The 26,509-nt window shown below is 44.4% G+C and carries 22 protein-coding genes, 1 tRNA gene and 1 pseudogene; 11 read left to right on the plus strand and 13 right to left on the minus strand.

Annotated elements, in window-relative coordinates:
- The first annotated feature begins 188 nt into the window (after positions 1 to 188).
- From Q5691_RS03940 to Q5691_RS03980, 9 genes are all read left to right on the plus strand, one after another.
- The gene (locus tag Q5691_RS03940; protein ID WP_333343948.1) at positions 189 to 2,489 is read left to right on the plus strand and encodes a DNA phosphorothioation-associated putative methyltransferase; all 2,301 of its coding nucleotides are present in this window, start codon (positions 189 to 191) and stop codon (positions 2,487 to 2,489) included.
- Between the two features lie 191 nt (positions 2,490 to 2,680).
- Positions 2,681 to 3,094 (plus strand): GNAT family N-acetyltransferase, encoded by a 414-nt coding sequence (locus Q5691_RS03945; protein ID WP_333343957.1) that lies wholly within the window; start codon positions 2,681 to 2,683, stop codon positions 3,092 to 3,094.
- A gap of 289 nt (positions 3,095 to 3,383) precedes the next feature.
- Positions 3,384 to 3,995, plus strand: coding sequence for a hypothetical protein (locus tag Q5691_RS03950; RefSeq protein WP_333343949.1), 612 nt, complete (start codon positions 3,384 to 3,386; stop codon positions 3,993 to 3,995).
- 233 nt (positions 3,996 to 4,228) lie between these two features.
- A complete protein-coding gene (locus Q5691_RS03955) occupies positions 4,229 to 4,597 on the plus strand; it encodes a DUF4440 domain-containing protein (RefSeq protein ID WP_333210770.1) in 369 nt (122 codons plus the stop codon).
- An 86-nt stretch (positions 4,598 to 4,683) separates the two neighbouring features.
- Positions 4,684 to 5,013 (plus strand): GNAT family N-acetyltransferase, encoded by a 330-nt coding sequence (locus Q5691_RS03960; RefSeq protein ID WP_333210768.1) that lies wholly within the window; start codon positions 4,684 to 4,686, stop codon positions 5,011 to 5,013.
- 313 nt (positions 5,014 to 5,326) lie between these two features.
- The gene (locus tag Q5691_RS03965; protein ID WP_333343950.1) at positions 5,327 to 5,911 is read left to right on the plus strand and encodes an SMI1/KNR4 family protein; all 585 of its coding nucleotides are present in this window, start codon (positions 5,327 to 5,329) and stop codon (positions 5,909 to 5,911) included.
- Between the two features lie 104 nt (positions 5,912 to 6,015).
- Complete coding sequence (locus Q5691_RS03970; RefSeq protein ID WP_333162936.1) at positions 6,016 to 6,312, plus strand: BrnT family toxin; 297 nt, start codon at positions 6,016 to 6,018, stop codon at positions 6,310 to 6,312.
- On the plus strand, positions 6,302 to 6,595 hold the full coding sequence (locus Q5691_RS03975) for a hypothetical protein (RefSeq protein ID WP_333210765.1): 294 nt from the start codon (positions 6,302 to 6,304) through the stop codon (positions 6,593 to 6,595). Before Q5691_RS03970 ends, Q5691_RS03975 begins: the two co-directional genes overlap by 11 nt.
- Positions 6,596 to 6,848: 253 nt before the next feature.
- A complete protein-coding gene (locus Q5691_RS03980; protein WP_333210763.1) occupies positions 6,849 to 7,682 on the plus strand; it encodes a hypothetical protein in 834 nt (277 codons plus the stop codon).
- Between the two features lie 211 nt (positions 7,683 to 7,893).
- Here Q5691_RS03980 and Q5691_RS03985 read toward each other — a convergent pair whose 3' ends face one another.
- Both Q5691_RS03985 and Q5691_RS03990 read right to left on the minus strand, forming a co-directional pair.
- Positions 7,894 to 9,066, minus strand: coding sequence for a TRC40/GET3/ArsA family transport-energizing ATPase (locus Q5691_RS03985; RefSeq protein WP_333176612.1), 1,173 nt, complete (start codon positions 9,064 to 9,066; stop codon positions 7,894 to 7,896).
- A 299-nt stretch (positions 9,067 to 9,365) separates the two neighbouring features.
- Positions 9,366 to 9,758, minus strand: coding sequence for a DUF2358 domain-containing protein (locus Q5691_RS03990; protein WP_333210761.1), 393 nt, complete (start codon positions 9,756 to 9,758; stop codon positions 9,366 to 9,368).
- Between the two features lie 137 nt (positions 9,759 to 9,895).
- Here Q5691_RS03990 and Q5691_RS03995 point away from each other — a divergent pair, with 137 nt between their 5' ends.
- Positions 9,896 to 10,504: a glutathione S-transferase N-terminal domain-containing protein gene (locus tag Q5691_RS03995; RefSeq protein ID WP_333311318.1), complete on the plus strand. Its 609-nt coding sequence runs from the start codon at positions 9,896 to 9,898 to the stop codon at positions 10,502 to 10,504.
- 182 nt (positions 10,505 to 10,686) lie between these two features.
- Here Q5691_RS03995 and Q5691_RS04000 read toward each other — a convergent pair whose 3' ends face one another.
- From Q5691_RS04000 to ahcY, 3 genes are all read right to left on the minus strand, one after another.
- On the minus strand, positions 10,687 to 12,111 hold the full coding sequence (locus Q5691_RS04000; protein ID WP_333343951.1) for an NADP-dependent isocitrate dehydrogenase: 1,425 nt from the start codon (positions 12,109 to 12,111) through the stop codon (positions 10,687 to 10,689).
- 164 nt (positions 12,112 to 12,275) lie between these two features.
- Entirely contained in the window at positions 12,276 to 12,878 is a 603-nt protein-coding gene (locus Q5691_RS04005) for a DedA family protein (RefSeq protein WP_333210756.1), read from the minus strand.
- A gap of 168 nt (positions 12,879 to 13,046) precedes the next feature.
- The gene (ahcY, locus tag Q5691_RS04010; RefSeq protein WP_333035008.1) at positions 13,047 to 14,324 is read right to left on the minus strand and encodes an adenosylhomocysteinase; all 1,278 of its coding nucleotides are present in this window, start codon (positions 14,322 to 14,324) and stop codon (positions 13,047 to 13,049) included.
- Positions 14,325 to 14,725: 401 nt separating this feature from the next.
- Between ahcY and Q5691_RS04015 the strand changes: the two are divergent.
- Positions 14,726 to 16,482 (plus strand): annotated as a pseudogene (locus Q5691_RS04015) (IS1634 family transposase).
- Positions 16,483 to 16,856: 374 nt separating this feature from the next.
- Here the strand turns inward: Q5691_RS04015 and Q5691_RS04020 are convergent.
- From Q5691_RS04020 to Q5691_RS04055, 8 genes are all read right to left on the minus strand, one after another.
- A tRNA-Leu gene (locus Q5691_RS04020) sits at positions 16,857 to 16,938 on the minus strand.
- A 223-nt stretch (positions 16,939 to 17,161) separates the two neighbouring features.
- Entirely contained in the window at positions 17,162 to 17,872 is a 711-nt protein-coding gene (locus tag Q5691_RS04025; RefSeq protein ID WP_333210754.1) for a peptidoglycan-binding protein, read from the minus strand.
- A gap of 609 nt (positions 17,873 to 18,481) precedes the next feature.
- A complete protein-coding gene (locus Q5691_RS04030; protein ID WP_333343952.1) occupies positions 18,482 to 20,902 on the minus strand; it encodes a sucrose synthase in 2,421 nt (806 codons plus the stop codon).
- A gap of 133 nt (positions 20,903 to 21,035) precedes the next feature.
- Entirely contained in the window at positions 21,036 to 22,559 is a 1,524-nt protein-coding gene (locus Q5691_RS04035; protein ID WP_333210750.1) for a carboxypeptidase M32, read from the minus strand.
- A 79-nt stretch (positions 22,560 to 22,638) separates the two neighbouring features.
- Positions 22,639 to 23,841, minus strand: coding sequence for a tetratricopeptide repeat protein (locus tag Q5691_RS04040; protein ID WP_333343953.1), 1,203 nt, complete (start codon positions 23,839 to 23,841; stop codon positions 22,639 to 22,641).
- A gap of 355 nt (positions 23,842 to 24,196) precedes the next feature.
- Positions 24,197 to 24,592, minus strand: coding sequence for a type II toxin-antitoxin system Phd/YefM family antitoxin (locus tag Q5691_RS04045; RefSeq protein ID WP_333343954.1), 396 nt, complete (start codon positions 24,590 to 24,592; stop codon positions 24,197 to 24,199).
- Between the two features lie 147 nt (positions 24,593 to 24,739).
- Entirely contained in the window at positions 24,740 to 26,038 is a 1,299-nt protein-coding gene (locus Q5691_RS04050; RefSeq protein WP_333343955.1) for a tetratricopeptide repeat protein, read from the minus strand.
- Between the two features lie 136 nt (positions 26,039 to 26,174).
- Complete coding sequence (locus Q5691_RS04055; RefSeq protein WP_333343958.1) at positions 26,175 to 26,459, minus strand: Uma2 family endonuclease; 285 nt, start codon at positions 26,457 to 26,459, stop codon at positions 26,175 to 26,177.
- Positions 26,460 to 26,509: the final 50 nt, after the last annotated feature.

Below are 26,509 nucleotides of genomic sequence, written 5' to 3' on the forward strand. Positions count from 1 at the left end.
GATCATAGTTGCTCGTAGTCGGCAATTAAAATCGCCATTACAAAAACGAAGTTTCTCTCTAAGAAACTAAGAAATAGAGCGGTAAGGTACGGAGTGTCCATCCTAAATAGAAAAAATCTAGGAAAATCTTCTTTCTTTCGTCACTCCGTGTTCTCTGCGGTTAATTAAAAATAATAATTAATTTAGCTATGAATTACGATACCAGTACAAACACTATTTTAGATAGCAATTTATTAAAAAACGATGAAAAAATGCTAACGCCTTTGAGGGTTTTTGCTCGGGAAGTTTTATTGTATGAAAACGAGGCTATCTCTGAGCAATATTCTGTAAATGTTGTGCCGTACCCGCAAGATGAAAACAATAATTTATGTGTTGACAATCTCCTAGCAAAAGTGGCTCGCTGCTGTCGCGAAAGCAAGGTGGGCAAAAAATTACCGACGGCTTTTTACGTTCACGTTTCGGCTTTACAGACACTCCACCCTGTCCTCGGTATCTACGAAAATTGTGCCAGACACACTCTCGAAAATATTGATAAAGCAACTTTAGTGAAATTTTTGCTCCATCAACCTAAAATATCTTATCTTTTTTACCCTGATTTCGATACTGACGCTCATCCTGCTTTGCAAACCAGCATCCAAATTAATCTAGCAACAGGGGAAGTTAAATATTTCGATTACAGCAACAGCGAAAATCCTCCTGTTTTGCACCGTAAGGAAACTTTTGTAGCTGCCGATTATCCCAATTACGAAAAGTTTGCAAGGCTGACTCGCTGCGAGGAAAAGTGGGGGCTGCTTGATAACACTAGCGTGATCGGCACTCGCGAGGGTTGGCTCAAATATTTGGGATATTGCGGTGTAGACATCCAAGATCATACTGTTGTCGAGCGTTTGAAACAGGAGAATAGTGAGCTATCAATTCCTAAGATCGAGCGACACAAAGCTGCAATGGTACGCAACTCGCTTTCTAAACCTCTGCGTCTGGTTTTAGAAGCTGATTTAGTGAGGGACGGGGCGACTTTTTTTGATTACGGTTGCGGTTACGGTGGGGATGTTAAATATATTGCACAAGAGGGTTATGCTATTTCTGGTTGGGACCCATACTATCAGCCGGATACTCCGCGAATTTGTGCTGATATTGTGAATATTGGTTATGTGATTAATGTGATTGAATCTTTGGCGGAACGCCGAGAAGCGTTGCTGAATGCTTGGGAATTAACTAAGAATTTATTAGTTGTGGCGGCTCAGGTTTTGATTGATGATAGCGATCGAGGTCAAATTGCTTATGGGGATGGGGTGATTACTTCTCGGAATACTTTTCAGAAGTATTACGAACAAGAAGAGTTGAAGGTTTATATTGACCAAGTTTTGAATGTTGATGCGATTCCCGTGGCTTTGGGGATTTATTTTGTGTTTCGGGATGCTGCGGAGGGTGAAGGTTTTCGCGCTTCTCGGTTTCGATCGCACTTATCGACTCCCAGGGTGCGATCGCAAGTTAAGCATTTTGAAGATTATGCGGAAATGTTGGCTCCTTTGATGGCTTTTGTGAGCGATCGAGGCCGGCTTCCGGTTAAAGGCGAACTAGCGGAAGAATCGGCGATTAAGGGGGAATTTCACAGTTTTAATCGCGCTTGGAGGGTGATTTTGCAAGCAACGGATGCGGATGATTGGGAGAGAATCGCCGACAAGCGCCGCCAGGATTTGCTAGTATATCTCGCTCTCAATGGTTTGGGAGAGCGGCCTTCAATGCGCCGACTCCCGGCTCAAATCCGCAACGACATCAAAGGTTTGTTTGACAATTATCAAAAAGCTTGCACTTTGGCAGATTTAATGTTATACAGTTTGGGCAAACCTGATATTGTTGCCGATTGCTGTGAAGATAGTGCGATCGGCTACAAACAGCATGGTTCCCTGTCAGTTCACGTCTCTGCATTAGAAGAACTCGACCCTTTGCTCAGGCTCTACGAAGGCTGCGCCAACCGCACAATCGGCAGGCTTGACGGCGCGACAATAATCAAATTTTACGCTCGCAAACCTCAAATTTCCTATTTATTTTATCCAGATTTTGACACTAACCCGCATCCAGCCCTTCACACTTCGATGCACATCGATTTGCGCGACCTTTCTGTGAGCTATCAAGACTATTCTGATGTGTATAATCCGCCAATTTTAGTTAGAAAAGAAGCTTTTGTTACTGCTAGTTATCCCCATTACGACAAGTTTGCGAAACTCACCCGCCAAGAAGAAAAGTTAGGGATTCTAGATCGTGGCGTAGTTAAAAAGCATCGGGAATGGGTGAAGTGTTTGGAGGAAAATTGCGTTAAAATTAAGGATCATAAGTTGTTTTGGCGATCGAATGCTGACCCAGAAAAATTGAAAATGCTGCAAAAAGCTGCGTCGGAACGTCACCAGAAAAAGATTGAGTTTAATGCAGGAAAGATTGAACAAACCGCAGAGAGCGCAGAGGATGGAAAAGAAGAGGGAGAGGAATAGGAATATTTATGGAAGCGAAGTATGATTTTAGTTAGGGTACGCCCGAGGCGATCTATCTAACATTACCTCGGAAAACTCGGATCTCAGCTATTACAAGTGTGACGTTCAAACGTGAAGTTATGATTAATCTACGCTCCGCGACTTCCGCTGATTTGGATCTGTTACGACACTAGGATGAGCAACCTCACGTAATTTCGTCAGATCCTAACGATGACTGGGCTTGGGAGGTGGAACTTGAGCGCGCGCCCGATTGGAGAGAACAATTGATTGCTGAAATTGATGGTCGTCCCATCGGATTTATCCAAATCATCGATCCGGCACGCGAGGAGACCAACTATTGGGGTGATGTGGCGGCGGATCTTCGTGCTATTGACATTTGGATTGGGCAAGAAGCTGATTTAGGCAAAGGCTATGGAACACAAATGATGCAGCTTGCAATTGTCAGATGTTTCGCAGATCCGGCGGTGAAGGCTGTCCTCGTCGATCCGCTTGCCAATAATACTCGGGCCCACAACTTCTATGAACGTCTTGGCTTTCAATTTATCGAGTACCGAAAGTTCGGTGATGATGATTGCTTCGTTTATCGCCTGAACCGAGTAGATTGACACTATGAATTGATCTCGCATTGCTCTAGCAGCAGTCCGTGAGCGATCGCACAAATCTACAAGTTATTTTTTGAGCCGTGATTTGAAAATATTAGATGATCCTTACAGTACCTTTCGATTTATTTCGGGCAGTGTGTGGAGTAGAGATCGCCTAAAATCCATAAACCGCCGAAAATTTAAACCCCCTTCCTAGACTGAAAATCGTTTTTTGCAAAAAGCTTTAACAAATATATGTAAAACTTTAGCCCCAAAATTGGTATCATCTAAAGTTTGAGAAATGGATATTTTTATGAGCTACAATGAATCGAAAAAGATTTACGCTGCATACGAAGCATTTATACGTTCACTAAGTGAGAAGTCTAATATTTTTTGTTCAGAGATATGGGCTGGTCTCGGTTTAGCTATTTTATCCCGTGTGATTGGAGTTGTTGGGATAATTATTAGTTTGTTATTGCTGGCTTTTACACTATTAGCAATAGTTCCATTAATTGTTCCATTGAGCGTGTTTTTAATATGTGCAATGATTGCGTTTTTTATTGAATGGATGGCAGAGTTCACAACGAAAAATCAGAAGCCAAATGTGATTAATGTAGCAATATGTTCTAAAGAACAAGTCATTTATCAATCTCGGAGTTACCGTCAAGATGTCTATTATCTCCATGTGTATATTAAGAGTGGCTATAGAGTTGATTCAAAAGGGAAAAAAACTATGTTGCCAAAATTCAAGGAAGAGAACCCAAACTTCAAAGGAAAGTTTCGATTTCAAGTAAATCCTTATTTGTGGGAGGATTTGCAACTAGATGAAGAAGTTGAACTCATTACCACCAATTGTTGCTATGTATTTGACAAACTTGTAAATATACTCAGCACAGATAATCCTAAATATCCTCACATATTTTAATATCTAAAGCCCTTAGCTGCGAGTGAGTTCAGCTAGTATATCGCAGAGTTCGCTCCATCAAAGTTATCGTTTGAAGCGCAGTTCAGAGAACTAGAAATGATCGGTTTCGTTGTTGAGTCCAGAGAAGTTATCGTCGATCGCCCGATCATAAATAATTGTTAAGAGATCGGGCATAACAAATCATTGGATCGGACAAAATTGTGATATTTTTAGGTTTAGTTGGAGTGATAGTTATGGGAATCAGCAGCGAAGACAGAGACACCCTCGAATGCCTAGAGCAAGAGCTATGGCGTCAAGAAACTCGCCTTGACAAGCAGCGCATGAATGAACTCCTCGCACCGGACTTCTTTGAATTTGGACGTTCTGGACGTGTCTGGCAAAGACAAGATACACTTGTGGCAGAGCCTTCATCAATAGATGTCATCTTTCCGCTACCTGAATTTCACATTCGCCTGCTCGATGAGAACATTGTTCAGGTTACCTATGACAGTGCATTTATTTATGACGGCGTTGTTGAACATACACACAGAAGCTCTATTTGGTCGCGAACGGCAAGCGGTTGGGTACTTCGCTTTCATCAGGGTACACCGTTTCAACCTTGACTACTCTCAGCACTCGGATCACAACGATGAATGCCATTACCTATAGACATCCAGAATTTGGGGATGAACACTAAATCAGTGCTTGTATGTGGGCTGCTGCGGATCTATGGGAACTTACAGATGGAACACCAGAAAGTGTTGCTGAATGGAAAAAAATTTCTGACCTAGAAGAATTAAGAGCCAGAATTTTGAGTAGCGAGAAAAGGCTAGTCGCTAGGTGGAGTGGGATTATTGTTGGTTTTATTGCATTTCAGAGAGGGAATCATCTGTCATTGTTGTTCGTCCGAAGAGAATTTGGTGGGCAAGGAATCGGTAGAGAACTATTCACTCGATGCAGCAACGATATTGAGGAAATCACGGTTAACTACAAAGAAGATGGAAAAAAGCTTCAGATTGAAGCAGTTGAGCGTGGTTAGGATTGCTATAATAGACCTCTTGCAAAAAAAATCTATCTTAGAATTAAAGGTTTTGAGTGTTAGACCTGAGAGCCAACTCATAATTGTCAAGTGCTGATATAACCTGCAATCTGCTCTAATTAAGCAAAACTTTTGATTATAGCATAAAATTATTTTGCAAGAGGTCTAATGACCTGAGCGATGGTTAGAGTCGATAAAAAGTAGCATGGAAAGAGAGTCAGCACCCCGCTTTAATTTTAGGCGGTTAAAACCGCTATCTCGCTTTCCTCTGAACTCTCGCATAGACTGAGTTTCCAGCTTCGGAGGTTTTCTCATGAAAATAATTTGGGAAAGAATTGATAATTGGCTGGCAGCCAATGCACCTGAAGTGCTGAAAAGTCTCAGACCGGGCGCTACTGATGAGGAGATTGATCGAGCAGAAGCATTCTTTGGTGTAGAGTTTCCCGAAGATTTCAAGCTGTCTTACCGCGTGCATAACGGTCAGGATGAAGAATCTTATTCCCTGTTCCCCAACTTGAAGTTCCTCTCTCTCCAAAGCGCGATCGAAATATCTGAAAAATGGCAGGATTATTCAGACGATAATTTTAGGTGCGATGGTGACGACATTTTTGAAGGAATCTGGAAGGGTTGGTGGAACCAGAATTGGATTCCATTCACAAACGAAAGCAATGGTGCTTGCGAATGCGTAGATTTAGCCCCAGCAGCAGGCGGAAATGTTGGACAAGTCATTATTGTTGAGTGGCAGGAACCTACTAGAGGGCTTATTGCACCTAATTTTCGAGTTTATATGGAGAACTTTGCAGATGCACTAGAACGAGGAGAATATCGGTTCTCTGAGGATGGTTATGGGTTAGTCGATCTAGTGGACTTTGAAATATTGATGCAGAAACATAATTGAAAGGCCCCAACAAGTAGCACAGGCTGTGGCAGTAGTTTGAAAACGATCGTTTTTTGTGAATAACGTATTGACATTGTAAATACATTTTACCTATACTAGGGAGCATGAATGTATACTTCGTGCTCAATGGCATTACCTTTGTATGGGACGAGGGAAAAGCGCGGATAAATCCCACGAATCATGATGGGGTTACTTTTCAACAAGCTGCTGAATCCTTCTTTGACCCATTTCTAGTTGTCGTTGATGCCAGCCGCAATGAGGAAGCGCGTGAGGCTGTGATTGGGCTAGATAGTCGGTGGAATCTACTGTATGTGGTTCACATTGAGCGTGAAGAAAATGTCATTCGGATTATTTCAGCACGTAAAGCAACTCGTCAGGAGAGGGCAGAGTATGAAGGTTGAAGCATTAAAGCAGCGATTAAACCGCAACCGTCCAATGACTAGCGTGACGATTCGTATGCCCGAAGATGTTGTGGAAGATTTAAAAAAAGTTGCACCATTGTTGGGTTTTTCGGGTTATCAGCCATTAATTCGTGCTTATATCGGTCAAGGTTTGCGCGTTGATTTAGAACGATTTGAGAGCGAGAAAGTAACAGCCTTAGTAGCAAGTTTGAAGCGTCGAGGTGTCAGCGATGCAGTGATTGATGAGGCATTAAAGGAAGTCGTTCATGCTGAGTCCTGTTAATTGTGTCGAGCCAGCAGTACAAAAAGGCGATCGATCTAACATTCAGATAGCTAACACGACACGGTATCTCATTACGCAAGTCACTGCCTCATGAACGCAGACGCTATGAACAATACCTCAAAAACCGACTGGGCTAGAATCGACGAAATGAGCGATAAAGATATCGATACCTCCGATATTCCACCGCTGTCGGAGGAGTTCTTTCATCGCCGATTAAAACTGTACAAATCCGCATTCGGACGATCGACCATTAATGAAAATATTCCCTGCTCGCATTCATATTCTGCTTGCCAGTCAAGCTCCCGTCGGACTAATCATTCGACGCGGCCCGTCGAAGCAGGTTGCAACAATGCTATGGGATCGACAATGCGATCGATTCCAACTGGGACAATGGTTAAAGGGACGCATCTACGAACGCCGGAGTGACCTCTCACCCGACGGCAAATATCTGATTTACTTCGCGATGAATGGTCGCTGGCAATCGGAGGCCTGTGGTGCCTGGACTGCGATTTCACAAGCACCATACCTCAAAGCGATCGCCATCTTCCCCAAGGGGGATTGTTGGAATGGGGGTGGTCTGTGGACGAGCCAAGCCACCTACTGGCTCAACGACGGCTACTACGGCCACCAGATATTGCGGGATACTTCGACAGTCCGTCGCGACACCACCTACGCCCCAACCTGCAATTATGGCAACAACGAGTGTCTCGGCGTCTATTACCCTCGACTTTTACGCGATGGTTGGCAACTGGTCGATCGCGTACAGTTCGGCAAAGGGAAAGACCAACATATCTTTGAAAAATCGATCGGCAACGGCTGGATACTCCGCAAAATCGCCCATGCCGAGAGCGATCACCCAGAGGGGAAAGGCTGTTATTGGGATGAACATTCACTAATTAATCGGGCTACTAATGCCACGATTAGTTATCCCCAATGGGAGTGGGCAGACCTGGATGGCAAACGGCTAGTCTGGGCGGCTGAAGGCAACCTCTATGCGGCAGAGATAACAGCGGAAGGATTAACCAACGTTGTCCTATTATTTGATTTTAATGATATGCAATTTCAGCCGATCGCTGCGCCATACTGAATCATCATCCATTTTTAACTGGATACCGATAACCGAACTTAAACCGCTATATGTCTATATCCATAACTTCTAGTTTGGTATCTCCGATTCTTTCGGAGTTAAAATTGATATCTCTTGCTGTCATAAAACGATAAATACTAAAAACAAAAGAAAGAATAGAAGTCCTCACTAAAAAATCCAACAAGGTTCGTAGTGAGGACTTTAGCCCTAATTAAGCAAACTTAATCTTCAAATAATCCTCCTCCATCTTCGCCCCCGAAGGTTGGAGCGCCGCTAAAGCTTGCGGCAACACCAAATTACGGCGGTGATTGCCAATCCGAACATTCAACTCATCTCCCGTTTTGCTCAACTGGATCTGATCCTTAGCAATTCCGGGCAAATACAGTTCAAGACTATATTGATTGTTTTCCTGCACGATCTTAATCGTATTTTCTTTGTAATAAACTTGACTTGGATCTTCGTCTTTGTAAAGAGTTTCTTTCAACCGTTCCAAAGCTGCCAAACCGCACATTTCTTCAGAATAAAGTGGCACCTCCTTAACTGGCAGCGGCATAAAATCTGAGTGAATTTCCTGACGGTACTGTTCCTGGCTTTCTTTCCACCGTTTAAAAAATGGGTCTGTTACTTCTGCAGGAATAATCCGGTTAGCTACTACTAAATCAGTGGCTACATTGTATAAACTCAAATAGGCATGAGCGCGCAGAGACTCTTTAATTACCATTTTTTCGGGATTGGTAACTAACCTTACCGAAGTCACAGTATTGTCAGTTAAAACCTTTTCCAAAGCTTCGATTTGTTCGTAAAATTCGTAAGGTGCATCCATCACCTCTTTGTCTGGCAAAGAAAAACCCGCAATTGGTCTAAAAATAGGTTCAACTAAAGGCCGAAGGGCGGCTGATATGCCTTGGAGAGGCTTGTAAAATTTTCTCATGTACCAGCCGCCAACTTCCGGCAAACTTAGCAGTCTCAATGCTGTGCCAGTCGGAGCAGAATCGATAATTAAAACATCAAATTCGCCTTCGTCGTAATGTCGCTTCATTCGCACCAAACCGAAGATTTCATCCATTCCTGGCAAGATGGCTAATTCTTCAGCTTGCACCCCTTCGAGCCCCTGCGCTCGCAAGACTTGAGTAATGTAGCGCTTAACTGCTCCCCAATTGCCTTCTAATTCCCTGAGAGCGTCTAATTCTGCTCCCCACAAATTCGGTTTCACCAGCCGCGAATCGTGTCCGAGTTCCATGTCAAAGCTGTCGGCTAAGGAGTGAGCCGGATCTGTACTCAGCACTAGGGTTTTGTATCCCAATTCGGCACATCGCAGCCCAGTCGCAGCGGCTACGGAGGTTTTGCCCACGCCGCCTTTTCCAGTCATTAATATTAAGCGCATTGATTGTTTAGCTCGCCTGAAAATTCTTTACTTCTTTATTGTAACGTTCTGTAACAAAGATTAATTTAGTGGGCGCTTAATTTTGGCGACAAGCACCCGCCGGACATACCACATTTCCCGTAATACACGAAATTGCTGCCATGTCAACATCAGTTAAAATTACTTATCTCAGATATCAATTGCAACACATAAAAATCCATCAGCGTTCATCTGTGTTTATCTGCTAACATCTGCGGTTAAAAAAGGGATCTCGCTCTTGAAACACCATCTTTTATTGCTAACAAACCTAAGCCAAATTCTCAAACATTAGTTTTCACCGAAAATACAAGCTGTTTGAGTACATCCAACCGCGAACAGTTCCAGTAATCGATGTGAGAAACAATTAAACCGTCGCTGTTGATTTTGAGTTCGCTCCTACCGGCGATCGCCATTTTCGGCTTCCAAGGTAGCGGTGCGATCCAGCTCAGAGTCCAGCGAGTTTCTATAGTATCTACCGACTGCGAAATCCCGTGCAAATCGAGATTTACATCCTGAAAAAAAGTCCCAATAAACCCGATCATTTTGCGGTAGCGCTCGACTCCTGTAAATCGATTCACCGGATCTTCAAAATAAACATCTTTTGCATAGATGCTGTAAGTCTGATTATCGGGAAATCTTTGATAATCGTCTTTGAGAATTTCAATAATATCCATTTCGAGCGATCGTTATTCTTCTATTATTAGAATATAATTTTAACACAATAGATATAAAATCCGCAAATCTTGTCCAAATTGTGATATTATATCATGTTATTTCCTGCCTTGCAAACTTTCAACTTAACATCACAACTATGATCGACCTCTACACTTTTACCACTCCAAACGGCCGCAAAGTCTCGATCATGCTCGAAGAAATAGGTTTACCCTACAACGTGCACGTCATAGACATCACAAAAAACGACCAATTTAGCCCAGAGTTCATTGCCATCAACCCCAACAGCAAAATTCCGGCGATAGTCGATCGAGATAACGGCATCACCCTCTTCGAGTCCGGCGCTATTCTGATCTATCTTGCCGAAAAAAGCGGCAAATTTCTGCCCACAGACAAACAAAAATACTTTCAAGTTATGCAGTGGCTGATGTTTCAAATGGCCAGCGTCGGCCCGATGTTTGGTCAGCTAAACCACTTCAAACGCTTTGCACCCGAACAAATTCCCTATGCGATTGGGCGCTACGAAAAAGAAACCTTGCGCCTCTACGGAGTATTAGACACTCAACTAGCAAAATATGAATATATCTGCGGCGACTATTCTATTGCCGACATTGCTATCTATCCCTGGGTTGCTATTTACGAATTTCAAGGATTAACCCTCGACAACCACCCCCACCTCAAACGTTGGGTAGAAACCTTGCAGAAACGTCCCGCAGTTGAGCGCGGAATGGCTGTTCCATCATTATAAACCCCCCATCTAAATTGTATTTTCGGGCGGGCTAGAAGCCCACCCCACAAGCAAATGGACTTTTGTGGAACCGGCTTCTAGCCCGTTCTTACGAAATAGCGGGCGGGCTAGAAGCCCACCCTATAAGCAAATTGACTGGTTGTGGAACGGGCTTCTAGCCCGTTCAAAAAAAGCCCTCAAACTCAATCGGCGAAATGCTTAATAATCGCCTCAGCAAACTCCGAACACTTCAACTCAGGCACCGGAGGCTCCATCAACCTCGCCAAATCGTAAGTAACTTCACCATTAGAAATTGCCGCTCCCAAACCCTTCTTAATCAAGTCTGCTGCTTCCTGCCATCCCATGTATTCTAACATCATCACCCCGGACAAAATCAGGGAACCGGGATTGACTTTATCCAAACCAGCGTGTTTCGGTGCAGTGCCGTGAGTGGCCTCAAAAACTGCACATTCATCACCAATATTCGCACCGGGGCCCATGCCCAATCCACCGACAATGGCGGCGGCCGCATCGGACAAATAATCCCCGTTTAGATTCATTGTCGCCAAAATCGAATACTCGGCCGGTCGGGTTTGAATTTGTTGGAAAATACTGTCAGCAATTCGGTCGTTGACCATGATTTTTTCTTTCCACTGGCCGCTGCCGTGACTGTCCCAAATTGCAAACAGAACGTCGGCTACTTCTTGACGAATTTTGGCTTGTTTTTCGGGGGTCAAAGCATCGTATCCCGGGTCTATTTGGCGAGCATTATCTTCTAAGCTAATGTCGGGATTTTTTTCTTTGTTGCCCAGAATCCAAGACTCTCTTTCAGTTACGCACTGTTCGCGAAATTCGGTGGTTGCTAATTCGTAACCCCAATCTCGGAAAGCTCCTTCAGTATATTTCATGATGTTGCCTTTGTGCACCAAAGTCACTTGCTGCTTATCTTTTGGCAACCGTAAAGCGTGGGTAATGGCCCGCCGTACTAAACGCTGAGAACCTGTTTTGCTAATGGGTTTAATTCCGATTCCCGAATCGAGGCGAATTTGTTTTTTGCCATGTTCTGGTGTTGCTGGAATTAGCTCATTATTGAGGAATTCAATCAATTTTTTGCCAATTTCGCTGCCTTTAGCCCATTCAATTCCGAGGTAAATATCTTCTGTATTTTCCCGGTAAATAATTACATCTAGGAGTTCAGGAGTTTTGTGTAGCGATGGTGTTCCAGCATAATATTTGCAGGGCCGCACGCAGGCGTAAAGGTCAAAGATTTGCCGCAAAGCTACGTTTAGTGATCGAATTCCGCCCCCGATTGGGGTTGTCAGTGGCCCTTTGATGGCGACTCCGTATTCTTTGATGGCGTCTAAGGAATCCTGGGGCAGATATTGGTAAGTACCGTAGACATCGCAAGCTTCGTCGCCTACATAGATTTTAAACCAGTTGATTTTTCGATCGCCACCGTAAGCCTTTTCTACCGCAGCATCCATGACTTTCTGGGATGCAGGCCACAAGTCAACGCCGGTACCGTCGCCGCGAATGAAGGGAATAATCGGGTCATTGGGGACGATCGGCGAACCGTCTTTGAAAGTAATTTTAGAACCTGTTGTTGGGGCTACAATTTTTTCGTACATATCTTAACAGCGCGGATAGGAATGTTCCCTATTTTGCCACGATTGTCTGCCTAAACCTCAATCAATCCTAAATATTTGTATAAATTTTTGATAACTTGATTTTTAACCGTAGATAATAGCAGATAAACGCAGATAAACGCAGATGTCTGCATTTATCTATGATTTTATTCTTTTTGCATATTCTTCTTCACTATCCATAAAATACACCAGATGACTATAATCACCACAACTATTTTGGAAATCGGCCCGAGATAATCCTCTACAAGTGTATAATTTTCCCCTAGTTTATATCCGGCAAAGGTCAGAAAACTTACCCATAAAAGAGTGCCGCCTGTTGAGTAGATTAAAAAAGGAATTAAAGGCATATTATTGATGCCAGCGGGCAGAGAAATTAGGGTACGAACTCCCGGTACGAGGCGACACAAAAACACGGCTTTGTTGCCGTGTCTATTAAACCATCTATTTGCTTTGTCAATATCGGCGCCCGATACTGTGATCCACTTCCCGTATTTATCGGCTAAATTCCTCAAGCGTTCTTCGCTCAATAATTTACCAGCATAGTACCAGGGAAGCGCCCCCAGAACTGTACCGATTACTCCTGCTGCGATCGCCGGTGAAAACTCCATTCTGTTCTGGAATACCGTGAATCCTGCCAGCGGCATAATCAATTCTGAGGGTATGGGGGGGAAAAGATTTTCTAAAAACATCAACAGCCCTATTCCGAAATAGCCCATAGACTGCATTGTGTTAGTTATCCATTCAACCATTTTGATTCCCTAATTTGGTAAGAAGAAGTCATTAGTCATTAGTCATTGCTCGTTCCCAGGCACAGCCGGGGAACACATATCTAAAGGCTCTGCCTCGACTCCCCTTGAGGGAGGCAGAGCCTCCTTGTATTCATTCCCAGGCCGAGTCCGGGAACGAGAATACTATGATTAAGTGCCCGAAGTCCAAGAGTTTGTGTACTCAATTTGTTCGGCAGTCAAAGTATCAATGTGAATACCCATTGCTTCCAATTTGAGACGGGCAATTTCTTTGTCAACTTCCACGGGAATTGAGTGAATACCAGGCTCTAGTTTGCCTTTGTTAGTAACTAGATATTCGCAGGCTAAAGCTTGGTTAGCAAAGCTCATATCCATCACGGCACTGGGGTGTCCTTCGGCTGCTGCCAAGTTGATCAAACGACCTTCGCCCAACACAATAATCGATTTGCCATTATTGAGGTGATATTCTTGAGTGAAAGACCGGACTGTTTTCACGTCGGTGCTTTTTGCGCCGAGGGATTTGAGGTCAATTTCAATGTCGAAGTGACCGGAATTGCAAACAATTGCGCCGTCTTTCATTGTCTCGAAATGTTCGGCACGAATGACGTGTTTGTTGCCGGTAACGGTAATGAATATATCTCCGACTGTTGCTGCTTCGTCCATCGGCATGACGCGGAAACCGTCCATCACTGCTTCGATCGCCCGAATCGGATCAATTTCGGTGACAATTACGTTAGCACCCATACCACGGGCGCGCAGTGCCGTGCCTTTGCCGCACCAACCGTAACCTGCAACCACAATATTTTTACCGGCTAACAAAATATTGGTAGCGCGGATAATGCCGTCTAGGGTAGATTGACCGGTACCGTAGCGGTTGTCGAAGAAGTGCTTGGTGTCGGCGTCGTTGACGTTCATCGCGGGGAAAGTCAGCACACCGTCTTTCAACATGGCCCGCAGGCGCACGATGCCTGTGGTAGTTTCTTCGGTAGTTCCGATTAAGTCGGAAATTTGGTTGGGGCGGTGCTGGATTAGTGCGGCTACAACGTCGCTGCCGTCGTCGATGATAATATTGGGGCGGTGGTCTAGGGCTGTGTAGACGTGACGTTCGTAGGTAGCCGCATCTTCTCCTTTGAGGGCGAAGACGGAAATGCCGTAGTCTTGAACTAAGCAAGCTGCTACGTCATCTTGAGTGCTCAAGGGGTTGCTGGCGATCAGTACGGCGTCGCCACCGCCGAGTTTGATGGCGATTGCCAAATGAGCGGTTTCTGTGGTTACGTGGCAGCAAGCGGCCAAGCGAATGCCAGCGAAAGGCTTTTCTTTAGCGAAGCGTTCTTGAATTTGCCGCAAAACGGGCATTTCCCGGCCTGCCCACTCGATGCGTTGCTTTCCCAAGGGGGCGAGGGACAAGTCTTTGACTTCGTGTTTAATCTTGACGGATGTAGCAACCATGTATGTTATTTCTTAGAAATCATCAAACTTTGTTAGTTTTAGCAGATTAACCCATCGGGGGGCAAGTGCTGTGATTTTACTCGATCGGGGTCGGCGCGGCTAATCTTAAATTTTGATTGTGTTTTAATGATTAGCGAGCTAGTCGATGGAGTCACCCGCACAGTGATAGTCAAACATCCTTGTCGGGCGATCGATCTCAATCTTTTGTGTTAGCGTTGCGTTCTGGAATTATTTGACACTCTCACTTGGGCTTCTGGCAGTTTGAGCCCAGATTCCGCAGGTCTTTAAATACAATTGAGGGTTATAAATTTTAAAAATTAAAGCCTGAAGTGATTGCCCCGTAATCACTTCAGGCTTTTTTGAGATACAATGAACGAACTAGGAGCCAAGAGGAAAAAACCATGAATGAGCATCAAGAAGCCATAAAAGTCCTAAATTTAGACCATTTAGGAATAGTAGCAGGCATAATAGACGAGATGGAATTAGTAAAAGAAGTCAATAAAATAGTAGGAATAACAACCCAAGAAATGCTCAGCCCAGGACAAGTCATGAAAGCAATGATTTTGAATGGACTAGGATTTTTAAGCGCCCCATTATACATATTTGAGGAATTTTTCGTAGGAAAAGCAACATCACATCTAATAGGAAAGGGAATATTACCCGAACATCTAAACGACGATAGACTGGGAAGAACCCTTGATAAATATTATCAAGTGGGAACCACAAAACTCTTCACAACAATCGCCATAAAAGCCGCCCATAAATTCCAAGTAAAAATGAACAGCATCCATTTAGATGGAAGTTCAATGTATGTACAAGGAGAATATAAAACTCAAGTTGAAAACAGCGACCAAACAGAAAAAGAGCCCGGACCAGAAACATCACAAATGAAACCAATAGAAATAGTTCACGGATACTCGAGAGACCATCGACCCGACCTCAAACAATTTATCATATAGCAAGTCTATTTGAGTCGTGAATGTAGAACAACCTGAAACGCTTGTGATGATTGAATCGATTGTTTACAAATCAAATGGTTTTGCTATAGACATGATTGTAACAGGAGACGGAGACATACCACTATATCTAAAAATAGATTCAGGAAACATCGACGACAAAAGCGTATTCGTATCAAGACTAAAAAAAATCAAAAAACAGTGGAGATTTGAAGGAATCTGCGTAGCAGACAGCGCCTTATACACCAGGAAAAACCTATCAGCAATGACAGGAATCAAATGGATAACAAGAGTTTCATTAAGCATAAAATCAGGCCAAGATCAAATCGTAGACATCCAAGAAAGCGAATGGCCATCAAGCTCAAAAAAAGGATATAAGATAGCCGAAATAGCTAGCGAATATGGAAACATAAAACAAAGATTGTTAGTCATAGAAAGTGAACTCAGGAAACAAGCAAGCATCAAACAAATAGACAAACAAGTAAACAAACAAGAATCAAGCGCCCAAGCCGCACTACGCAAGCTGTCCCGGTAAAACTTTGCCTGTGTTGCCGACGCAGAAACCGCAATAAAAAATCTATCAGACACATGGAAATATCACCAAATTACCGAAATCAAATGTCAAGAAAAAAGCCATAAAAAACCAGAAACACCCACCAAAAAAGCTAGTAATATAGACACAATAGCCTATCAAATAATCGGTAAAATAGAAACCAGACCCGAAATAATATCAGCCGAAAAAATCAAAGCAGGGAGAGTTATACTGGCAACAAACATTTTAGATAAAAACGAAATAACCAACCAGCAAATATTAGAAGAATACAAAGCTCAACAAAGTAACGAAAGAGGATTTAGATTTTTAAAAGACCCATTATTTTTCACATCAAGCGTCTTCGTGAAAAAACCCCAGAGAGTAGAAGCAATTGCCATGATAATGGGAGTATGTTTATTAGTATATAATCTCGCGAATAAGAAAGTTGAGACAAGAATTAGAATCAGCCAATGCCAGCATCAGAAACCAGGTCAAGAAATTGACAAATAAACCGACGATGTGGTGGGTATTTTAGATGTTTCAAGCCGTACATTTAGTCAACCTAAATGGAGCCGAACAAATAAGCAACTTAACAAAGGAACGTCGGGAGATATTAAATTATTTAGGAAAGGTTTGCGGTCAATATTATTTAATAGTTGAAGATGGGTAACTCGGAAAACAAACCGGAGAATATTGTTAAATAAATTCAAATAAGTGGCAACCGAACACTCATGTTGCCGGAATTGTGATGGCTAATTTAGGAAGAATGAGTTCAGATATTGCCGAAGGAATATATTAGAAAATATCTGTGAATTCAAATTTCTTATATCTCCCCAAAATCGGGAAATAATGATACTAAAATTAGAAAAGATAGGCACAGACATTTTTCCTACACTGAATGTATGAAAATCCTTAGTCATCAAAGCCAGAACTGCGGAATGTGGGTTGTAATACAACCTTCAATTCCGGGATGCCGTTCACAAGGCAGCACAAACTCTGCTAAACCAAGGGTGGGGGTTTTTAGTTTGGGAATACAATCTGTTATGCGGATAAAAGGACTTGAACCTTCACTCCTCTCGGAACCAGAACCTAAATCTGGCGCGTCTGCCAATTCCGCCATATCCGCATTTTGACATTTCAATACTATAGCACACAACAGAGCGATCGGTCAATCGATTTTAGATTTTAGATTTTAGATTTTAGATAAAACACAGCCACCCACTGATAAATCCGCAGGCGGATGACCAAATTGCTCGATCGCCCAACATCGAGAAACCCGGTCATTTTGGCACACCGGGTTCAATCATGAGTTATCGCCACAGCAATTTTCCGTATGTTTCACTCGTCGCTTACTTTTGGCCCAGCGCCTTCCAGGTTGTTTCGTCAACCATGCCGTCAACCGTCAAACCCTTGAATTTCTGAAAGTTCTTGACAGCCGTAGCAGTGCGAGCGCCAAAAATGCCGTCGATCGGGCCCGGATCGTAACCCTGCATTTCCAAACGCACCTGTAGCGTCTTCACCTTGGAACCGACAGCGCCTTTATTTAGAAGAGTTGGAGGATTGCCGGCAACAGCAGCATTGCTCAGAATTGGAGCATTGTTCTGCACAGTTTCAGGAGCAGGCGCTGGATCTGCTGCTAAAGCTGTCCAAGTTTCTTTGTCCACAATGCCGTCTGAGTTCAAACCCTTAGACTGCTGAAAGGCACGAACCGCCGATGTAGTGCGAGAGCCATAGGAACCGTCGATCGTCCCCACCTTGAAACTGTGCACCTGCAACCGTTGCTGTATGGCAGCAACTTCTGGCCCATCAGCTCCCGCCGAGATAGTTTTTTCCTTTCTGACTGGCGCCTGCTCGCCCGCGTAAAAAGGCTTGTTAAACATATCTGCTTCGGACTTTCCCTCGGGCGATGCTGACGCACCCGGATCGGCGGGAGCCGTAAAGTCTCTGCGGTACTGTTCCTGCACCAAAGGCTCGGAGTCAAAAGCAGCAATTGCCTTTCGGGTTAAGCCGGGAGCGAGCAGAGCGATCAAGCTGAAAATCGTAACAGTAGTCACACGCATAAATTTCATCCTGTTAGTAAGGTTTGACAGGGTTTCCCTGTTTTCAAGTTTCTAAATCTAATTGTATTACCCGGACAGCTTTCTGAGACATATAGCAAAAGCAAGAGGGAAGAATGCCCTTCTACTTCGCCATCGGGTAAGAAGAAGTCCGAGGGAAGGGGTAATAGACCGCATTGGTTTGAGCCATTAAGAAAGTTCTAAGCGTCTGGCGCGGTTGCTATATCTGCCCCGGTCTCTAGAATTTCAGCACTCGGGACACCAGCACTCACAACTTACCTGTTAGAAGTAGGGGCCGGTTCGCACTATTCCTAATAAACCCACTTGATTCCGAGATGTTTCGTTACCAAAGCTCATATTTTCGTATAAACCACGTCTTTTAGCCTCAGTCTTATGGTACAAAACCTGCCGTCATTCACAAATCTTTACAGGCGAATTTTCTACAAAGTTGATCTATGAAAAGCGAAGTTTTTTCCTTCAATCTCCCCGTAATATCAATTTCGGTTGTATGGGAATTATTAAACCCCTCTTGATGCAGAGGATACAGAGAAAGGGAAGAGAGAGATGAATAATGGCGATACCAAGGGATTTGATATAAGCAAAACTCGCGACTTATCGATTTGCGTGTTCTGCCAATAAAGCCTTTGCTCTTGGCTTGTAAATGAGATAAAACAGCGATTCTACGTAGCGGAGCATATCTTCGCGGTTTTCCTTGGACGAGTAGTTCCAAAAACCGTAAGTCCGCGCCAGAGTCAGCAGCTTGGTAGTATGAATTTTCCAGGTATACGTGCTGTAAACTCGGTCAATGCCTCGCGTTGAAATTTCATACCAATAGTTGGGATCGTGTTCGCATTTCGATAAAAAAGCTAGAATTTTTTGGGCAGTCTCCTGGTGGTTGGTCGGGTTGATATAAAACCCATTTACGCCATCTTGAATAATTTCCCGCGGGCCACCAAACTGTGTCCCGAAAGTAGGAATACCGGTAATCATTGCTTCGAGAATTGTCAAGCCGAAAGCTTCAAATAAGGCTGGCTGAACAAATATACCTTGGGTGTCGGCGATTACCCGGTAGATTTCGCCGGACAGGCTTTTGGAAAGCCTCACTCCCAGCCAGCGAATTTTACCGTGAAGGTTGTATTGGTCGATAATTGCGTAGAGTTTTTTAATTTCTTCTGCTTCTTCGTAGTCTTCGGTTTCTTCGACCCGCAGCTTGCCGGCTACTAGAATTAAGTTGCATTTTTCTTGCAATTCCTGGCTTTTTCCAAACAATTCTGCTAAGCCTGTCATGTTTTTAATGCGATCGAGCCGGGCCATCGAAAATAAAGGGCGCTTGTGCGGAGCGTCGAGTTTTCCAAAGACTTGTTCCGGGTCTTCTAGAGTAAACAGCAGTTCGTTGAGCCGATCGCGATCGCCTTGGACCCGGTCTTCGATCCGCGTGTAGGGAAAGTACACACTTTCGTTAACTCCCGGCGGCACGACGTTGAATTTAGGGCTGAACAGTTCAATCCCGTTCACAACGTGGTACAAATCCGGCATGGTAAAACACTTGTAAGATTCGTACTGACCAACACTATCGGATTGGCCCACAATCTCTTGATAGGTGCTGCTAACAATACAATTAGCTGCATTCATGGCAATTATATCGGCCGTAAATTGCAGCGAAAAATGGTACTTTTCCTCTGATTCTTGCCAGTAAAGATTGCTGAGCAAATATTTGGATTTTTCCAGCGCATGGGCAATATTGCACTGAGTAACTTTGAGTTTTCTAGATAGCAAAAACGCTACCAAGTTGCCGTCTGAATAGTTGCCGACAATTAAATCTGGCTTGCCCTCAAGCTCAGCCCACAGTTCTTTTTCTGCATCGATCGCGTAAGTTTCTAAATAAGGCCAAATCTCGAACCTCGAAATCCAATTTTGAGTCAGTTTGGGATTGAACTCGCGGAAGGGAACCCGCAAAATCCAAGCATTGTCTGTGCCGTGAACTTTTTCCAAACGTTTGTTGCAGGGCGTGCCGTCGCTGTTAGGAATTAACCGGGTGAGAATAATTACTTTAGGTTTGACTCCTAAACTATCGAGACCGGCAAGATGAATGTCTTCTTGCAGTTGTTTCTCTAAACTCTTGGCTTGATCGAGGACATAAACTACCTGACCTCCCGTATCCGGTCGCCCCAAAACTCCTTCTTGACCGAACCAGCCGTGAGGAGAAACTAGGACGATGTTGAAAATCATCGGGATGCGAGAAATAAATGCTTCTAGGGTTTGCGGATCGGGGGCATCAATTAATTCGTCAAGAAGTCCTAGGGTTTCATGCACGCGGGCGGCGGTATTTCCCCAACCTGCCTCGAAACCCATCATTTGCAAAACCGCTCGAAATCTCTCGTAGGGTTCTTCTTCAGAAAGTTCGCTAACAAAGGTGAGGGCTTTTTTGACTTGTTCTGAAAGTTGTTCTTGGGATTTTATGCGATCGTTAATTAGTAATTGTACGCCGTTGTAGCGGTGAATCCGCAAGAAATTAAATAGAGCTTCCTGCCACTGTCTGGCGTCTTGAAATAGTTTGCTAGACAGGTATCGGTTGAGGATTTGCACTCCTTTGCCGATGTTTTTGGGGTCGCGAATTGTGGGGGAATAATCGTAAAAAGGGCCGAAATCTAGTTCGAGAATGTCGCCTTCTTGGGGGTGAAAGTGGTTGACGAAGCGATCGCGCACATCGAGCAATTCTTGCACTGTCATCTGCTCAACATTTAAGTCGTCTGCAACTCGCACTATTTCCATTGTAGCAATTTTTGGTCGCAGCAGGATGCAAAGGCTGCCATCTTCGAGAATAATTTCCTGAACGTAGTAAATCAGTTTGCTTAAAAGAGAAGATTGATGGAACTGTTCAGGCTTTTCGTATTTGGTGCAGTAGGTGGCAAAAGCGTTAACTATGTCGTTTCGCAGTAAATATTTGTTTCCCAAAGCGCGCAAATCGCTGACAAACTGACGGAAGTCGGTTTTTTCGTCGCTGGCGATAACAGCCTGAAAGAGTTCCGACATACATACTCCCTTATTTAGAATTTTTGATTTTCGTTGTAAAACAGGGCGATACTTTGTGAGTATCGCCCTTTATTTTTAGGGGGCTACTTTTTTTAATGCCATTTTAAAATCTGCAAAGTGAAGTTGCTATCCCTCAAATGACATAAAATTCCCCGTATTTGTGGCGAATGTAGCGGATAAAGGGATCGATAGTTAAAGGTGAACCTGTAACGCGATCGATCAATTCGACAGCAGTGTATTTGCGGCCGTGCTGGTAGATATTTTGTTTTAGCCAGTCGTGGAGTACGCTAAAATTGCCCTGTTCTATTTCTACGGGAATTTCAGGATTGATTTTTACTGCTGTTTCGTAGAATTGAGCGCTCATCAAGTTGCCGAGGGTGTAACCTTGGAACATTCCGCCGATCGTACCAACATACCAGTGAACATCTTGCATCGCGCCTTCGCTATCGGTGGCTGGGACAACGCCGAGGTCGGTTTTATAACGTTCGTTCCAGGCTTCGGGGAGGTCTCGCACTGCTAGTTTTCCCTCTACCATTGCCAATTCTAGGTCAAAGCGGATAGCGACGTGGAGGTTGTAGGTTACTTCGTCGGCGTCGGTGCGGATGAGCGATCGTGAGACTTTGTTAATTGCCCGGTAAAATGCGTCCGTGGATACGTGTCCCAACTGTCGCAAAAATACGCCTTGGAGTTGCGGATAGAAACATTCCCAAAAACCGCGGCTGCGCCCGACCAAATTTTCCCAAAGTCGCGATTGACTTTCGTGGACGCCGGAGGAAATGCCGCCTGCCAGAAGCGTGCCTTCAAATTCCGGGGAATTTCCGAGTTCGTAGAGGGCGTGTCCGGCTTCGTGGATGCTGCTGAAGAGTGCTTGATCCAAGTGGTCTTCATAGACGCGGGTGGTAATTCGTACGTCGTCTATGGAGAAGTTGGTCATGAACGGGTGCAGGGTGGTGTCTTGCCGTCCCCGTTGGAAGTCGTACCCCATGCGTTCTACGACTTTACGGGTAAATTCTAGTTGCTGGGATTCTGGGAAGTCTTGGTGCAAGCAGGAGTCGTCGGCGGGAGGTTGCGAGGTGATGGCTTCGACTATCGGCACTAATTCTTCACGCAGTTTGGCGAAAAGCGGGCGCAGCAGGGATACTTTCATGCCGTAGTCGCTACGATCTATCAACGGATCGGCAATGTGTTCGTAGCCGGGGAAAAAGTCGGCGTATTGCCTGCTTAATTCTAGGGTTTTTTCGAGATACGGCTCAACGGCTGCGAAATTGTTGGCTGCCCTGGCCGCAGCCCAAGCTTCGTAGCTGTCGGCTTGGTGGCGGCAGAGTGCGGACATAAAGGTTGCGGGGACTCTGGCGGCGCGATCGTAGTCTCTGCGGGCGATGCGGATCAGGCTGGCTGCGGTGGAGTCGTAGGGGAGGGTTTGTTCGTAGAAACGCAAGTCTTCTAGGAGTTCACCTATTTTGGGGTCGGTAAATTTTTCGTGGGATATTTGTTTGAGAGTAGCCAACTGGCGGCCTCTGGCATTTGCACCTTTGGCGGGCATATAAGTTGATTGATCCCAATGCAGCAGCGACGAGGCTGATTCGATGTCGTTAACTTCTCTGAGGTGGGCTGCCAGTTGAGCGAATTTTGCTTGAGTTTTGTCTAGGGTTTGCATGATTGGGGTTTATGGTGCTGTTTTGCCTACAAAGGTTGCAGTGCGGCATCCGTCTCCATCAATCATTGCTACCCTGAAATCAAGCTAAAAACCGCACTTCTTCCCGTATTGTACGCAATTTAGAGTCATTTTTGCACAATTTCCGGTATTTATGCGGATTGAGTTCGATCGCCTTGGATAAGTTTTCGATCGCCAGCCGGATGCTGCTGGCTACAAGTTCGGGGCTGTTTGTGAGTTCGCCTGCTGCTTTTTCCAGGGCGTAAACGCAAGCTTTTTGATAGTAAAGGTTGGGATCGTCGGGTGTGAGTGCGATGATTTTATCGTAGGAGGCGATCGCTTCGGTAAATCGTTGAATTTTTTTGAGGGCGACGGCGCGGTTGTACCAGGCTTCGGTGTTGTCTGGCTGCAACTCTAGGGTTTTGTCCCAAGAGGCTATTGCTTCTTCCAAGCGTTGTAAGTTTGCGAAGGCTAAGCCACGGTTATAAAAGGTTTCGCTGTCGTTTTGCTTCAGTGCGAGGGCTTTGTCCCAGGATGCGATCGCTGCTTCAAATTGTCCCATTTGTGCGATCGCCCTGCCGCGTTTGTTCCAGGCTTCGGCGGAATTCGGCCGCAGTTGCAGGGTTTTGTCGTAGGAGGCGACGGCTTCCGGGTAGAGTTTTTCATCGGCTAGGGCTAAGCCGCGGTTGTACCAGGCTTGATGCAAGTCTGGTTTGAGTTCGATCGCTTTGTCGTAGGATGTGATCGCGGCTGTATTTTGGTCGGATTTTCTCAGGGCAAATGCTTTGTTGTACCAAGCTTCGCAGTAGTCTGGTTTGATGGCTATGGCTTTGTCGTAGGAGTCGATCGCTTCTGATAATTTCTCTAAGCTGACGAGGGTGTTACCGCGGTTCGTCCAAGCTTCGGGGTAGCTGGGGTTGAGTTGGAGCGCCTTTTCGTAGGATGCGATCGCTTCTGAGAGTCTGTTGATCTTCCGCAAAACGTTGGCCCGATTATACCACGCTTCGGGATTGTTTGGTTTGATTTTTAGGGATTGGTTGTAGGCTGCGATCGCTTCTTCTAGCTGGCCCAATTTTTTGAGGGCTACGCCTTGGTTGTACCACGCTTCATAAAATTTTGGTTCAAGTTCGATCGCTTCTTGCCAAGATTCGATCGCAGCTTGGAATCGTCCCATTGCTTCTAGGGCGTTGCCGCGTTCGTATAAGGTTTGAGCCTTTTGGGTGTTGACTGCTATGGATTTTTCCCCTGAGTCGATCGGCTTTTCTATGCTGGCTAATTTTTGCAAGGGGTTTCACCTCTTTATTTTCTGTCTAATTGATTCTTTTCTTTTTTATATGCGATCTTTTTCGCCTGTGAGTGCTTTTGATCGCGACTATTTGGTTATTTATGGCAATTTTACAGGAATTTGGGGACTTTTTCAATTTTTTTCAATATAATCCTACATCGGGGATTTGTAGGTATAGATTAATACTATTTTTTTTATATTACTGCGTAGAAAAGAGGAAAGGGCGATCGCACTCAGGTGTGACAAACCTCATCCAAGATATCATTTTCACGTAACCCTTTTGAGCGAGCGGGGGTTGAAACCACGTCTTGTCAAGCGAAGTCCGCCTTTGCAGAGTAAGAAATAAGAGGGATATTTAAGGTAGATATGGTTTACCGTCAGCTATCGTATAAATGTCTTCTTCAGGGTCGAGGATAGAACCACAATTAGGCTCGATCGCTACTGTTTTAATCCATTCAGGGTCGTGGAAGGGCAAGCCATCAGCTAAAGTGTAGATATCTTTCGCTGAGTCTCTTAGGGAATCAAATGCTGGATTTGCGATCGCAGCTTTTAGCCATTCATATTCTTCTAGTTTTGCTTTGTTAATTAGGGCAGCTTCTAGGTCTTCCAGTCGCTTCAGGTCTGCATAAGTAATGATAGCAGCGATCGCCCTTCCTTCCTGTTCTATGACAATTCGTTCTCCACTATCCTCAACATGGGCAATGAGTTCGGAAAATTTGTCATTGGTTAGATTGACATTTAGTTTAGTCATCTTTTACCTCGCTATTAATTATCCTATTATATCGTGTCCGCTAGCTTCGGTTGAAAAGTGTTTTTTATGCTGTAGGGGCGGGTTTTACCAACAATAATTGCCTAAAACCGACAATCTCATAAACCCGCCCCGCCCAAGGGCAAATCCCTATTCTTGAATCAAGGCTTGAAACCGAGTATCCGATCGAATGCTGTCAAAACCCGAGTCAGTTTTTGCCAGTTCTCGGTATGTGTCAGGATTCAGATTGATGGCTTGCTGCAAATTCTGAATCGCTTGGTCAATCTGACTCTGTAACGCATAACAGCAAGCTTTATTATAAAATGCTTCCTGATAATTTGGTTTGAATTCTAAGGCTTTGTCGAAGGAGACTATTGCTTCTTCTAATCTTTCTAAATTACACAGTGCATAGCCCCGATTGCCCCAGGCTTCGTGAAAATCTGGTTTGAATTCTAAGGCTTTGTCGTAGGAGGCGATCGCTTCTTCCCATCTTCCTAAATTACCCAGTGCATAGCCCCGAGTGTACCAGGCTGCGTGAAAATCTGGTTTGGTTTCTAAGGCTTTGTCGTAGGAGGCGATCGCTTCTTCAAATCTTCCTAAATTACCCAGCGCAACGCCACGATTGTACCAGGCTTCGTGATCATCTGGTTTAATTTCTAAGGTTTTGTCGTAGGAGGCGATTGCTTCTTCAAATCTTCCTAAATTACCCAGTGCACTGCCCCGATTGTTCCAGGCATCGTGTAAATCGGGTTTGAATTCTAAGGCTTTGTCGTAGGAGGCGAGCGCCTCTTCCCACCTGCCTAAATTACCCAGTGCAGTGCCCCGATTGTTCCAGGCTTCGTGATAACTCGGTTTGAATTCTAAGGCTTTGTCGAAGGAGGCGCTCGCCTCTTCCCACCTGCCTAAATTACCCAGTGCAGTGCCCCGATTGTTCCAGGCTTCGTGATAACTCCGTTTGAATTCTAAGGCTTTGTCGAAGGAGGCGATCGCTTCTTCAACTCTTCCTAAATTACTTAGCGCAACGCCACGATTGCTCCAGGCTTCTTCGTGAAAATCGGGTTTGATTTCTAAGGCTTTGTCGTAGGAGGCTATCGCTTCTTCAAATCTGCCTAAATTACCCAGCGCAACGCCACGATTGTACCAGGCAAGGTGAAAATCTGGTTTAATTTTTAAGGCTTTGTCGCTGGAGGCGAGCGCTTCTTCAAACAAGCCTAAAATATTCATTGCATTGCCCCGATTGTTCCAGGCTTCGTGATAATCTGGTTTGATTTCTAAGGCTTTGTCGTAGGAGGCGATCGCTTCTTGAAATTTCCCTGAATTACCCAGTGCAACGCCCTGATTGTAACAGGCTTCGTGATAATCGGGTTTGATTTCTAAAGCTTCGTCTAAAAAAGCGGTTGCTTTTTCAAACAAGCCTAAGCCTAAATTATACAGTTCATTCCAATCCATAATTTCTCACCTCATGGCTCAAGTTGTGCAAGACTTTCTTGAAATTGCTTAATTCCTTTAATCAGCCGATAAAAATCTTAATAATTTTAAAGTATTTTTTGCAACTTCAATGTTTCTCAAGACTAACACAACCGAACTAAGCTGACAATACCTGAGCCGCCGTCAGCACTAATTCTGGAAAAGTGGGCGAAACAATTGGTTCGTTATCTCTAAACTGAGTGCGCTGATATTTGCCTTCAGCATTTAGCGAAAACACAAATACCGTCGGAATTTTCGGGTTTCCCAAATACTCTCTTTTGCCAATTGCTAAATAATCAATAATCCAGTATTCCGCAATGCCCAAGCGTTCATATTCATCTAGCTTGTCAACATAATCATCTTCCCAATTAGTTGATAAGTAGATAGGCGGGAAAAAACCAATCTATGTAACAAAACATTAAGTTGCCTGATTGGAGTTAAACTTAAGACGTT

Origin of the sequence: Microcoleus sp. w1-18aA5 (assembly GCF_036701705.1) — a bacterium.
Lineage (GTDB): Bacteria > Cyanobacteriota > Cyanobacteriia > Cyanobacteriales > Microcoleaceae > Microcoleus.